The organism is Pseudomonas grimontii (assembly GCF_007858185.1).
GTDB lineage: Bacteria > Pseudomonadota > Gammaproteobacteria > Pseudomonadales > Pseudomonadaceae > Aquipseudomonas > Aquipseudomonas grimontii.
In genome coordinates this window covers 118,705-131,472 of the sequence record NZ_VFES01000004.1, presented here as the reverse complement: position 1 = coordinate 131,472, position 12,768 = coordinate 118,705, and the positions used below count along the sequence as shown (strand labels likewise).

Genomic DNA, 12,768 nt, shown 5'->3' with positions numbered 1-12,768 from the left:
CAGACGATTCTGAAAAATTCTGCGCTAAGCCGTTGCAGCATGTAACACCTGCGGATTGGGGTGGAAAAATACGTGTTCCAGAATCGGTCCTACAGCGACTTCGCCGATCTCCTCATAACCCTGGCGTTTGTAGAACTCCAGATAGCGCGAATTCCCCGTGTCCAACACCACGCCGGATGAGTGCGGGTCTTCCGCGCACCAGTTGTGCACCGCTCCCAGCAGCTGTTCACCGTAGTGCTTGCCCTGGAATTGCGGGTGAATGCCCATCAGCGGCAGCACATGCACCGACTCGTTGGGCAAGCAGGCCATCACCGCATAGTGGTAGTCCAGGTAGCGACGGGTGCCACGCACGCCGGTGCTCAGCCACATGCGCAATTGCCAGGCCCAGCTTTCGGTAATCCCCAGGCGCCGCTGGGGTGGCGCGATCAGCGCGATGCCGATCAGGCGGTCGTTGACGAACAGACCGATGGCGGGAAGTTTCTGGAAGAAATGCTGCTTGACCAGTTCGCGCACGGTGGCGCGTACCCTCTGTTCATAGCCTGCGCGTTCAGCTTCAAAGATGTAGGCAAACGTCGGCTCATGCCGATAGGCCTGGTACAGCAGGGAGCGAGCTTCGCGGGAATAGCCGCTGTTGAGCAGGCGAACTTCGCCAATGGCAGTGTCAGTCATACAGTCAATCTCCCTGGGCGCCACTCAATAGATGGCGTTCTTATGGGTACGAACCTACGCAGCACCAGTCGTTCCCAGACATTAGCAGTGCATCTGTCCTACCGCCACGCTGGCCCCCATCCGACTTGTCCGCTAGCATCGCCCTTTTGCCAGACTGGACCGCCGACCATGAAAATCGTCTCCTTCAATATCAACGGGCTGCGCGCCCGCCCTCATCAGCTGGCGGCACTGATTGAAAAACACCAACCCGATGTCATCGGCCTGCAGGAAACCAAGGTCCACGACGACCAGTTCCCCCTGGCCGAAGTGCAGGCACTGGGCTATCACGTGTACTACCACGGCCAAAAAGGCCACTACGGCGTGGCACTGCTCTCGCGCAAAGAAGCGTTGAGCGTGCACAAGGGCTTTGCCAGTGATGAAGAGGATGCCCAGCGCCGCTTTATCTGGGGCACCTTCGCCGATGAAAACGGCCATCCGGTTACCATCATGAACGGCTATTTCCCACAAGGTGAAAGCCGCGACCACCCGACCAAGTTCCCGGCCAAGCAGCGCTTCTACGAAGACTTGCAGCAACTGCTGGAAAGCCAGTTCAGCAACGACCAGGCCCTGGTGGTGATGGGCGACGTGAATATCTCCCCGGAAGACTGCGACATCGGCATCGGGGCCGACAACGCCAAACGCTGGCTGAAAACCGGCAAGTGCAGCTTCCTGCCGGAAGAACGCGAGTGGATGGCGCGCCTGAAGAATTGGGGCCTGGTGGACAGCTTCCGTCACCTGAACCCCGATGTGGCCGACCGTTTCAGCTGGTTCGACTACCGCAGCCGCGGGTTCGAGGATGAGCCCAAGCGTGGGCTGCGCATTGACGTGATCATGGCGTCTACCGGCCTGGTGCCGCGGGTCAAGGATGCGGGTGTGGATTACGACCTGCGTGGTTTGGAGAAGCCGTCTGACCATGCGCCGATCTGGCTTGAACTGAGCTGACGATCAAATGTGGGAGGGGGCTTGCCCTCTCCCACTGTTTTAATCGCTTGAGTGTCGGTCACATTATTGAAACCCAACTGACTTAATCTCGCGGCACTCCCTTTGGCTTGAGAAGGTGCCGGCATGACGCTGCGCGTTCTGTTCCTGTTGTGTTGCGTGCTTTCCCTCCCCGTTGTGGCTGCTCCCCTACCCGTTCCCGACCAAGGGCCTGCCTTGCGCATCCAAGGTTCCAACACCATTGGCGCGGCGTTGGGGCCGGCGTTGGTCAAGGGGTTGATGGAGCATCAGGGCCTGCAGGCGGTGCACAGCGAACCCGCCGAGGGCGCCAATGAACAGCGCGTGGTCGGCAAGACGCGCCAGGGCAAGACGGTGACCATAGAAGTCGCGGCCCATGGTTCCAGCACCGGGTTTGTCGCATTGAAAAAAACCAGCGCCGACCTCGCCGCGTCTTCGCGTCCGATCAAGGACAGCGAACGGGTGGACCTCGAACCCCTGGGCGACCTGAAAAGCCCCGAGGCCGAACAGGTGATCGCCATCGACGGCCTGGCCATTATCCTCAACCCGCACAACCCACTGAATACGTTGAACACTGAGCAACTGGCGCAGATCTTCAATGGCGAAATCAACACCTGGGAAGCATTGGGCGGTGTCGGCGGCGCCATTCACTTGTACGCGCGGGATGACCAATCCGGCACCTATGACACCTTCAAGGAGTTGGTGCTGCGCCTGCGCGGCAAGCCCCTGGCCGCCTCCGCCAAGCGCTTCGAGTCCAGCGAAGCGTTGTCCGATGCGGTCAGCCAGGATCCCCAGGGCATCGGTTTTATCGGCTTGCCTTACGTACGCCAGGCCAAGGCGGTGGCAATTGTCGATGGTGATTCGCAACCAATGTTGCCGTTGAACAGCCTGATTGCCACCGAGGATTACCCGTTGTCGCGCCGACTGTTCTTCTACCTGCCGCCGTCCTCCCGCAACCCGCGGGCCAAGGCGTTGGTGGACTTTACCCAGAGCAGCAAAGGCCAGGCGATTGTGGCGGCCAACGGGTTTATCGCGCAGCAGGTGCAGGCGATGACGGTGCAACCGCGTCCCTCGATGCCTGACGACTACCAAGCGATTGCCCGTGACGCCCAGCGTTTGACCGTGAATTTTCGCTTCGCGGAAGGCAGCGCCAGCCTGGACAACAAGGCGCGCCAGGATGTGCAGCGCGTCGTGGCCTATATAAAGAGCCACAACCAACTCGACAAGCAGGTATCACTGGTCGGGTTCGGCGACGCCAAGAATGACCCGCAACGCGCCGCGCTGCTGTCGAAGCTGCGGGCGATGGCGGTGCGCCGGGAATTGGTCAAGAACGGCGTGGTATTGCGCGATATTCGCGGGTTCGGCGCACAGATGCCGGTGGCGGCGAATACGGCGGATGAGGGGCGGATCAAGAATCGGCGGGTGGAGGTTTGGGTGTACTGAGGGCTGCTGGATCTTCAGGGCCTGATCCGGCCTCATCGGGGGCAAGCCCCCTCCCACATTTTGATTTGGGAATACATTCAAAGTGTGGGAGGGGGCTTGCCCCCGATGCAGGCGACGCGGTGTTACTGCCCGCTGCGCATCAACTCTTTAGGCACATACTTGCCGATCTCGAACTTGCCGATTGCCGCGCGGTGCACTTCGTCCGGGCCGTCGGCCAGGCGCAGGGTGCGTTGCATGGCGTACATGTAGGCCAGCGGGAAATCGTTGGAGACGCCGGCGCCGCCGTGGATCTGGATCGCGCGGTCGATCACCTTCAACGCCACGTTCGGCGCCACCACCTTGATCTGGGCGATTTCACTTTTCGCCACTTTATTGCCCACGGTGTCCATCATGTATGCCGCTTTCAGCGTCAGCAGGCGCGCCATGTCGATTTCCATGCGCGAATCGGCGATTTTGTCGATATTGCCGCCCAGGCGCGCCAAAGGCTTGCCGAATGCGGTGCGGCTGACCGAGCGTTTGCACATCAGTTCCAGTGCGCGCTCGGCCATGCCGATGGAGCGCATGCAGTGGTGGATACGGCCTGGGCCGAGGCGACCCTGGGCAATCTCGAAGCCACGGCCTTCACCGAGCAGTACGTTTTCATAGGGTACACGGACATTGTCGAACAGCACTTCGGCGTGACCGTGGGGCGCGTCGTCGTAGCCGAACACCGGCAGCGGGCGTACGATTTTCACCCCGGGGGCATCCACCGGCACCAGGATCATCGAGTGCTGCTGGTGGCGCGGTGCATCCGGGTTGCTCAGGCCCATGAAGATCAGGATCTTGCAGCGCGGGTCGCAGGCGCCGGACGTCCACCACTTCTTGCCGTTGATCACCCACTCGTCGCCCTGTCGCTCGGCGCGGGCGGCCATGTTGGTGGCGTCCGAGGACGCCACATCGGGCTCGGTCATGGCGAAGGCTGAGCGGATCTCACCGCGTAGCAACGGCTCGAGCCAGCGTTGTTTCTGCTCTTCGTTGGCATAGCGCACCAGCACTTCCATGTTGCCGGTGTCGGGGGCGGAGCAGTTGAACGGCTCCGGGCCCAGCAGCGAGCGGCCCATGATCTCGGCCAGTGGCGCGTATTCAAGGTTGGTCAGGCCGGCGCCCAGTTCGGATTCGGGCAGGAACAGGTTCCACAGGCCCTCGGCTTTAGCCTTGGCTTTCAGCTCTTCCATGATGGCGGTGGGCTGCCAGCGGTCGCCTTCGCTGACCTGGCGTTCGAACACCGGCTCGGCCGGGTAAACGTAAGCGTCCATGAACGCGGTGACGCGTTCACGCAGTTCCTGAACCTTGGGCGAATAGGCGAAATCCATGAGCAGCTCCCTTCTTTGAGAGGTTGTTTAGGTCATGCAATCGATGCTAGAACAGCGTTGATAATTTACCTAGCCTATTCTCGGCGTGTATTAACATTCATCACCGATATATGATTGACGTATGAGCACGTAACAAATCGCCACCTAATAATAAGAGCGCAACCCAATGAATCTGAGCAAGGTCGACCTCAACCTCTTTATCGTCTTCGACGCGATCTACACCGAAGCCAACCTGACCCGCGCCGGGCAAATTGTCGGCATCACCCAGCCGGCGGTGTCCAACGCTCTGGCCCGCCTGCGCGAGACGTTCAACGACCCGCTGTTCGTGCGCACCGCCCAAGGCATGGTGCCCACGCCGATGGCGCAGAACATCATCGGCCCGGTGCGCAATGCGTTGTCGTTGCTGCGCGTGTCGGTGCAGGAAAGCCGCATCTTCAACCCACAGCAGGCGGCCAAGACCTACCGCATCAGCATGACCGACCTCACCGAAGCGGTGATTCTGCCGCTGCTGTTCCAACGCCTGCGCCGCCTGGCGCCCACCGTGGTGATCGAGAGCTTCCTGTCCAAACGCCGCGAGACCACCAAGGAACTGGCGGCCGGGCGCCTGGATTTTGCCGTGGATGCGCCGCTCAACACCGACCCGCAGGTACGCCACGTCAAGCTGATGGAAGACCGCTACGTGTGCGCCATGCGCAAGGGTCATCCCATGGCGGGCAAGGACAAATTCACCCTGGATGACTACCTGTCGCTGACCCATATCCATATCTCCAGCCGCCGCAACGGTTTGGGCCACGTCGACCTGGCGTTGGGCAAGATGGGCATCCAGCGCAAGATCGCCCTGCGCTCCCAGCATTACCTGATGGCCTCGCAAGTGTTGCAGCAGACCGACATGGTCATGACCGTGCCGGAACGCTTCGCCCGCCGCCATGAACTGCACTGGTTCAACCTGCCGGTCAATGACGTGCCACCGGTGGAGACCCACCTGTACTGGCACGAAAGCACCGACCAGGACCCGGCCAACCGCTGGATGCGCGAGCAGATGATCGAGTTGTGCCAGCAAGTCACCGCCCACGAAAAGAAGCTGGATAAACAACAGGCCTGAGGTTGAAGAACGCCCCCTGTGGGAGGGGGCTTGCCCGCGATGGGCTGCGCAGCGGACCTTGACGTTCACGTCAACCTGCCATTAGCTTAGCGCCAAGACCTTCTTGAGCGCCCCCATGAGCACGACCTACAGCATCTCCGACCTAGCCCGCGAGCTCGACATCACCACCCGCGCCATTCGCTTCTATGAAGAACAAGGCCTGCTGGCTCCGGAACGCCGGGGCCAGGAGCGCATTTATTCGGCACGGGACAAGGTCAGCCTCAAGCTGATCCTGCGGGGCAAGCGCATCGGTTTTTCCCTGGCCGAGTGCCGTGAGCTGATCGAACTCTACGACCCCACCGGCGGCAACCAGATCCAACTCAACAGCATGCTGGCCAAGATCGCCGAGCGTCGTGAGCAGTTGGAACAGCAACTGTTGGATATCGAACAAATGAAGCTGGAACTGGACACCGCTGAAGAGCGTTGCACCCAGGCTCTGGCCCACACCATGGGCCAGGTTGGCCATTGATCAGAAGGTAGCTGCCATGTCCCTCCCCTCTCATGTACGCCTGGTGGAAGTCGGCCCGCGCGACGGTTTGCAGAACGAAGCCCAACCCATCAGCGTGGCCGACAAGGTCCAATTGGTGGACGCCCTCAGCGCGGCGGGCTTGAGCTATATCGAAGTCGGCAGTTTTGTCTCGCCCAAGTGGGTGCCGCAAATGGCCGGTTCCGCCGAAGTGTTTGCGCAGATCCAGCGCAAGCCCGGCGTGACCTACGGCGCGCTGGCGCCAAACCTGCGTGGTTTTGAGGACGCGCTGGCGGCGGGCGTAAAGGAAGTGGCGGTGTTTGCAGCGGCCTCCGAAGCGTTTTCCCAGCGCAATATCAACTGTTCCATCAGCGACAGCCTGGAACGCTTTGCGCCGATCATGGCCGCAGCCAGGCAGCACGGCATCAGCGTGCGCGGCTATGTGTCGTGTGTGTTGGGTTGCCCTTACGAAGGTGAGATTGCGCCAGAGCAAGTGGCGGCGGTCGCGCGGGAGCTGTATGCCATGGGCTGCTACGAGGTGTCCCTGGGCGACACCATCGGCACCGGCACGGCGGGTACCACGCGGCGGCTGTTCGACGTGGTCGGTGCGCAGGTACCACGGGACAAACTCGCGGGCCACTTCCACGACACCTATGGCCAGGCCATCGCCAATATCTATGCCAGCCTGCTGGAAGGTATCACGGTATTCGACAGCTCTATTGCGGGCCTCGGCGGCTGCCCTTATGCCAAGGGCGCCAGCGGTAACGTCGCCACCGAAGATGTGCTGTACCTGCTCAATGGCCTGGGAATCGACACCGGTATCGACCTGGACGCATTGATTCGTGCGGGCCTGCAAATCAGCCACGTGCTGGGCCGCCCCACGGGTTCGCGCGTGGCCAAGGCGCGTAACGCCAGTTGAGTAGCGTAGCCGTGACAATGTGTTACCGCACGACTACACATCGAGTAACACGGGAACATATTTAGTCGCATTTGCCGCAGGAAAAATCCTACCAAAAAATTAACCTATTGATTTTAAAGCAATTTTAAAAGTTGGCACGCCTTCTGCTATCTCTATGGCATAACAAGAATAAAAAGCGCCAAACCTAATAAAAATAAGACGAAACGACTCTGACATAACAAAAACAACACGGCAGAGACGCAGCTAACAGATTTTTTTGGAGAAGATGTGCTTCGCAGGGTACGGCTTGCCGAAACCCGCAACCGGTTAGAGAAAAATAAAACTACCTCAGGTAGCTACCCACTGGTTGGATCGATAACGAAGAAGTAGATCAGCGCTCAAAAAAATACGTTTGCTCTTGACCCCGAATGGGGGTCGCCAAAACAGCGGTAAAGGGCCACGGCTGCCAAAAACAACAACAGGCCGCCCCTCAATAATAAAAAAAGAGCACGCAACGACAAATTAAAGGGGACCCTCGGGTCCCCCTTGTGCTGTCTGCACCTGGCCTTTTCAGACCGGCGTCCCCTGCTCGGCGGCGGCGTTGTTGAGCACTGACCGCGTCAGTGTGCGCATGGCCTGTTCTTCCTGTTGCAAATGCACCACGCCCAGCACGTTCAACTGCTCAAGATAGAACGCGCTTTGCATCGTGCCATCGACCAGGATTTCTGTCCTGGGCTTACCCAGCATGTTTACCAGATTATCCACCAGCTCAGTGTGCCGTGCCTGCCACTGATCTTTGCTCGCCTGATCCGCAGCAGTATTCTCCTGCGCCTCCCACTGCGCGAGCTCATCGAGCGCGTCGCCCCTGGCTCGATTCAGCGCGTCGCCGGGCCCCATCAAGGCTTCAAGTTGTTGCGGGTACTGGGTGCGCAAGTGCTGTTGCCAGAAGCGCCGCTCGGCAAAAAACGCCGTTTCATCGGCGGTGACCTGTTCAGCCGCAAGCACCTGCGTATAGGCCTGGTCGAGTGCTGCCTGGCTGACATTCGCTTGTTGGGGAAACAGCATGCCTCGGGATTTCACCGGCAGGTCCAATCGGTCCGCCAGACCGATCCGATAGGCCAGGATGACTTCGACCTGCTCGGCGAAGCCAGGCCCCCGCGCCTCGACGTCGCGCTGCGCGATGACATCCACCAGATGCTGGCGAAACAGTTTTTTCGCGGTACTGATCAGCATGCTCTCGGCGTGCACATCCCCTGCCAGCAGCAACGCTCTGGCGCCGATCAACTCCCTTTCGAGGTTCATGAACTCCACGGTGCTCCCGTCGCCACAGGTGACTCGATCATCTGCCGTGCTGAATAAGATCTCGCGGATGTCCTGGCTTTGCTGCGCCGCTTCAAGCATGTCCCACACCCGTGCTGCCAGGGCCGCACGGGTGTTACCGGAAGCATATTCGGCACCGCGGGTGGTGTCGGCCAGCACCGTGAAGAACTGTTGCGAGTCTGCACTGGCACGCAGGTCATCCCACAGGTTGCTACGCTGGGCGCGCTGCACCTGCGGCGTATCAACCAGCCATAAATCCCGGGCATCGACGGTATCGACATGGTCCGTCCACACCGCCTGATGCGCCGGCAACTCAGCAGCAAGACGCGCCAAGGTGTCTGCCGATAACGGATTGTCGTGCACAATGATGCGTTCCAGATGCTCGAACGCGTACTCCGGCAGCGTGGTGAGCCGGTTGGTGTGCAGGTCTATCCGCGCCAGCTGAGTCAGTTGCTCGACGCCTGTCGGGAAGTGGGTACTGCCGGTGTTACTCAGATACAGCTGGTTCAGGCTGCGCATGCCGCGCACGTCGGCGGTCCAGCCGAGGTGGGGATTATCGGAGAGGTTGAGAATTTTCAGAGCCCGCATGCCTTCCAGGCGCACCCGGCCTTGCTCGCTCAGGCGGATATCATTGCGGCTCAGGTTGAGCTTGGTCAGCCCGGCGCCCGCGTTGGCAAATTCCGGCAGTTGGGTGAGGTTATTCTCGCGCAGATCCAGCCAGCGCAACCCGCCGAATGCCCGAAAAAACGGCAAGGAACTGTCCGACAACCCCATGCGGCGTAGATTCAGCCTGCCCACGTGGTCCATATTGGCGCTGAGCGCAGGAAGCTCGTGGATCACCTCATCGGAAAGATCCAGGACATGCCCAATAGGCGTCCCATCCGCCGCGAACGCTATGGCCGTTTTGCGCTGCCAGGCGTTTCGCAGGTCCGCGCTGGCCCGACGCCTTGCGCTCCGGTAACCCGACTCGCCGGCCTGCTGCCAGGCGACCAAGTCGCGGTCGAGCTGCGCGAATTCCTGTTCAAGCTGGTTCAGCCTTGCCAGCAGCGTGGCACTGCTGCGGCCTTGCAGCCCAAGCATCTCGACAACGGCGTCAATGGATTTTGACGGGTACAACATCATCGCCTTCATGACACACACCGAGGGCCACGGCGTGGCGCCACCCACCGGACTCAGCGGGTAGCCGACACGCCCGTCGGCCAAGCGCATGGGCGACTTGAACCCCGGTTTGATCGCTTGCAGGCCCAGCGCCTTGCGGCTCGTCTGTTCACTCAGGGCCTGCTGCACAATCTGCGCCTTCAAGCCCGGGGTCGATGCACGGATTCGCGGCATGTCGAGGAATTGATCTTCAGTGGCCACCAGGAGCGCGCTATAGAACGCATCTTTGTCTGCCCGCCGGTACGTCAGCCTGTGCGACTCGCTGTAAACCGCCCACTCTTTCATGCTGACCCGTACCAGGCGAATCTGCCGAGGGGCATCCATGGCACCAATACGATCCAACACCGCGCCATCGTAGCTGTCCGCCCGCAACTCGATCCCGATACCCTCGAGGCGACCGGCTATCGCTGCGAGCTTGTGCAGCGCCAGGTGTACGCCGTCCATCGTCAGTTCACTGTCGAACAGCAGCGCGGTATGCGCGCGCATGATCCGCGCTTTTTGCAGGTAATAACGGGCTTCTTCGGCCATCCGCAGGGGTAGCCGTGAGGTGGTGTCCATTTGCGCCACTTCCTGAGAGCTGGCATGGCTTGCCAGTTCCTCGGCGGCGAGCTTGGGCAAGCCGGGGAATGTACGCTGGATCAGTTGCGCGTGGGTATCGCTGGAGACATCCCCGGCCAGGACCTCGCCCCTGTAGAGCTTGCCCTGGGTCTTCGTGGCCACTTCGAGCAACCGATCACGGTACCGGAGCGCCCTCGCCTGCGGCGTACGCAGCGACTGCATCATCTGTTGCGCCTGGGCATTGAGCGCCTCGTCATCCGCCGCCCTGGGGATAGAGTTGCCCTCTGCGTCCACTTCCCCGCCCAGAATCAGGCGAAACCGGACATCGCGCAACAGGCTGTCCTCATCCAGCAACTGGCGGATTTCAGGCTCACTCAGTTGCTCGAGAAACGCCGGTAGCAGCAGACCGCTTTCAGCCTGCTCGGCCTCAACCTTGACCACCTGGCTGAGTGCCCGGACCTCAGCAGAACGCCAGACCAGATTGCCTTGCGCATCAAACATCACCAGTACCCGGGACTTGGGCCACAGGCCGTTGTCCAGCAGTAGCTTCAGTTGCAATGACGCATCGACCCGACCGAAGACCTGCGGGTCGGCGTTGCTCAACTGATCGATAAACGCCTGGTGCCTGGCTCCACACTCAAAGCGCCTGAGGGTTTCCTGGAATAACGGCGGGGGCAGTTGCTGGTCAACATAGATGCGCCGCAATGCATCATCGGACACCCCGCTGATCCGCCGGATCTGCTCCAGTTGGTCATCGCTGAAACGCTCGACATGCGGGCCGATACGCCGCAGCAGGGTTCTGCGATCCCACTTCAGCGGTTGTTCGAACTCATGCACCCACGCGCCTTCGCCGTTATGACGAATACTCGGCGCATAGCGCGCCTCGCCCTCGGGGTGCACCAGCTTGAAGTGATTGCGGGTTGGCGTGGCCTGCACCTGATAATGCCCGCCCTCTTCGGCCGGCAGGTACAGTCGGCCCTGATGGGCATAGAGGCCGTCGGCCTGCGCGACAAGATCGGCCGGCAATGCGACCTGATGCCGGTAGGCGCCTGGGGTGAAGTCATACAGGCGCGGGCGCCCGCCGAACTGCACATGCACCAGCCGTCTGACCAATGCCGTGTCCTTGAACACCATCAGTGCCTTGGGCACCGCCAGGCCCGCCAAGTTGAGCGCCACGCCCGAGAAATGTGCCCAGCTTTCGCGCACATCGCCGTTGGACCACGACTCGATCCCCTCGCACACTTCATAGGCCATTTGTACCGCGCCGACCACCAGCATCACTTCGCCGAGGCCCGGTACCACGAACGCCGCCAGGTTAAGAATGTTCAAGGCCTTGCTGCCCCACGACCACAGCCAGGCGTTATAGGCACGCTGGGTGATATCCGCCGTGGCCACCGCACTGGCGCTGGCGTTGTGCATGATTGCCTGCACGCGCTGCTGCGCGTAGTCCATCCACACGTCGTCCCAGGCCGTGCCGTAATGGCCCTGACGGTTGATCGAGCGTTTGTTGGACGCATCGAAATCCTGGTCGAACGTGTACACAGCCTTTGGATCAAGCAACATCTTGAGCCTGGAAAAAAAACCATCCTGCTCGGACAGCGGCACACATTGACTGAAGAACGTGCGGTACTCGACGCTGCACAGGCGCGTGGTCAAGTGCTCGGTAAACGCGACGAGGGTGTCGTAAGTCTTGAGCGGGTAAAGGGGGTCGCCGGGGATGTACACCATGCACGGGCGCGGCAGGATCTCGGCGTTGACAAGGTACTCCTGCCAGACTCGCGGCCCGATGATCAGGATGCCCTCCAATTGCACGTTCAACAGGCGGTACGGGCAGAACGCGACGTCATCCCCGGCCCATTTGTGTTTGGTTTGATTGAGCAGGATCGCGTTGATCAAGGCGTGCTGCGGCGGTTGAATATCGCCCTTCATCAAGGCGATTTCAGCAGCCAGTGCCAATTGATTTCGATGACTGGTGATCAGCGTGCCATAGAGCTTGCCGGGGGGCGCGCCTGGCGTTGAGCTGATATGCGCATTGAGCGCGGCGCGCGCGTGTTCGAAATACGACTTGCCCAGATCCAGCTCCCGGCACAGGCCGGCAAACGCGTGGGCATCGATGTCCAGCGTCTGTGCCTGGACACTCGTCACGGAATGCTTCCTGTCGGCACGGTAGTGGTGAAAGTTGTACCGCGTGATCAGGTGGCAATCGCCGCATACCGGTTTTTCGGCCTCATCGGCAGTGAAATTATTCAGCGCCGCCTCAAGCAGGCTCAGGCCTTTGTAGAAATAGTACCGGGGCGCCAATGCATGAGCGCTGCTGGCGTCCACCTCAACGGGGCCGGGGTTGCATTCGTTTTCCTCCATCTTGCGTGCATAGAACACGGTGCGCACATCCAGGCGCTGGCCAAAGGTTTGTTCGATGGCGGCCACCAGCAACGGTTCGGCGTAGTCAACCGGGCTTTGCAATTGGCTGAGCAACTGGTCCAAGTTATTCAAGGCGCGCCGGCTGCGGTCGTGAACCTCCTTGAGCGTGGCCTTGGATGACGCTGAAGCCTGCTTGAACCAATCCGGTATACGCAGGCTCAGCGCGGCCAACTCGGTTTTACGCACGTCTGCGGCGGCGGTGTACCACGTCGGCGTGTTGTCTCGGATCACCGTGACATGAGGGCTTTGCTCTTCATCAGTGTCAGGTGCGGGTGGGTCTATAATCGGGACTGTCATGCGCATGGCCTTCAATGGCGAAATATCCCGCCACTCTAGGCAACGCGGT

Annotated in this window: 8 protein-coding genes; 5 read left to right on the top strand and 3 right to left on the bottom strand. The window is 60.6% G+C overall.

The window, feature by feature from the left end; all coding sequences use genetic code 11:
* Positions 1-24 precede the first annotated feature (24 nt).
* Positions 25-669, bottom strand: coding sequence for a GNAT family N-acetyltransferase (locus FIV39_RS09050; RefSeq protein WP_090402699.1), 645 nt, complete (start codon positions 667-669; stop codon positions 25-27).
* A gap of 168 nt (positions 670-837) precedes the next feature.
* On the opposite strand from FIV39_RS09050, the gene xthA reads away from it, so the two are divergent.
* Positions 838-1,650 (top strand): exodeoxyribonuclease III, encoded by an 813-nt coding sequence (xthA, locus tag FIV39_RS09045; RefSeq protein ID WP_090402697.1) that lies wholly within the window; start codon positions 838-840, stop codon positions 1,648-1,650.
* Positions 1,651-1,773: 123 nt separating this feature from the next.
* Positions 1,774-3,108 (top strand): substrate-binding domain-containing protein, encoded by a 1,335-nt coding sequence (locus FIV39_RS09040; protein ID WP_146371504.1) that lies wholly within the window; start codon positions 1,774-1,776, stop codon positions 3,106-3,108.
* 122 nt (positions 3,109-3,230) lie between these two features.
* On the opposite strand, the gene FIV39_RS09035 is transcribed toward FIV39_RS09040, so the two are convergent.
* Positions 3,231-4,460: an acyl-CoA dehydrogenase gene (locus FIV39_RS09035; protein ID WP_029298342.1), complete on the bottom strand. Its 1,230-nt coding sequence runs from the start codon at positions 4,458-4,460 to the stop codon at positions 3,231-3,233.
* Between the two features lie 166 nt (positions 4,461-4,626).
* On the opposite strand from FIV39_RS09035, the gene FIV39_RS09030 reads away from it, so the two are divergent.
* The 3 genes from FIV39_RS09030 to FIV39_RS09020 all read left to right on the top strand — a co-directional run bounded on the left by FIV39_RS09030 (position 4,627) and on the right by FIV39_RS09020 (position 6,986).
* Positions 4,627-5,562 (top strand): LysR family transcriptional regulator, encoded by a 936-nt coding sequence (locus tag FIV39_RS09030; protein WP_027606275.1) that lies wholly within the window; start codon positions 4,627-4,629, stop codon positions 5,560-5,562.
* Positions 5,563-5,677: 115 nt separating this feature from the next.
* Positions 5,678-6,070: a MerR family transcriptional regulator gene (locus FIV39_RS09025; protein ID WP_090402693.1), complete on the top strand. Its 393-nt coding sequence runs from the start codon at positions 5,678-5,680 to the stop codon at positions 6,068-6,070.
* Between the two features lie 16 nt (positions 6,071-6,086).
* Positions 6,087-6,986 carry a hydroxymethylglutaryl-CoA lyase gene (locus tag FIV39_RS09020; RefSeq protein ID WP_090402691.1) on the top strand — a complete coding sequence of 300 codons (900 nt, stop codon included), beginning with the start codon at positions 6,087-6,089 and terminating at the stop codon, positions 6,984-6,986.
* 549 nt (positions 6,987-7,535) lie between these two features.
* Here the strand turns inward: FIV39_RS09020 and FIV39_RS09015 are convergent.
* Positions 7,536-12,719, bottom strand: a complete 5,184-nt coding sequence (locus FIV39_RS09015) for an NEL-type E3 ubiquitin ligase domain-containing protein (RefSeq protein WP_159440120.1) — start codon at positions 12,717-12,719, stop codon at positions 7,536-7,538.
* Positions 12,720-12,768 lie beyond the last annotated feature (49 nt).

Excerpts from the sequence above, each read along its gene's own strand:
- xthA (WP_090402697.1), top strand. The coding sequence starts at position 838 with ATGAAAATCGTCTCCTTCAATATCAACGGGCTGCGCGCCCGCCCTCAT.
- FIV39_RS09030 (WP_027606275.1), top strand. The coding sequence starts at position 4,627 with ATGAATCTGAGCAAGGTCGACCTCAACCTCTTTATCGTCTTCGACGCG.
- FIV39_RS09040 (WP_146371504.1), top strand. The coding sequence starts at position 1,774 with ATGACGCTGCGCGTTCTGTTCCTGTTGTGTTGCGTGCTTTCCCTCCCC.
- FIV39_RS09035 (WP_029298342.1), bottom strand. The coding sequence starts at position 4,460 with ATGGATTTCGCCTATTCGCCCAAGGTTCAGGAACTGCGTGAACGCGTC.
- FIV39_RS09025 (WP_090402693.1), top strand. The coding sequence starts at position 5,678 with ATGAGCACGACCTACAGCATCTCCGACCTAGCCCGCGAGCTCGACATC.
- FIV39_RS09050 (WP_090402699.1), bottom strand. The coding sequence starts at position 669 with ATGACTGACACTGCCATTGGCGAAGTTCGCCTGCTCAACAGCGGCTAT.
- FIV39_RS09020 (WP_090402691.1), top strand. The coding sequence starts at position 6,087 with ATGTCCCTCCCCTCTCATGTACGCCTGGTGGAAGTCGGCCCGCGCGAC.
- FIV39_RS09015 (WP_159440120.1), bottom strand. The coding sequence starts at position 12,719 with ATGACAGTCCCGATTATAGACCCACCCGCACCTGACACTGATGAAGAG.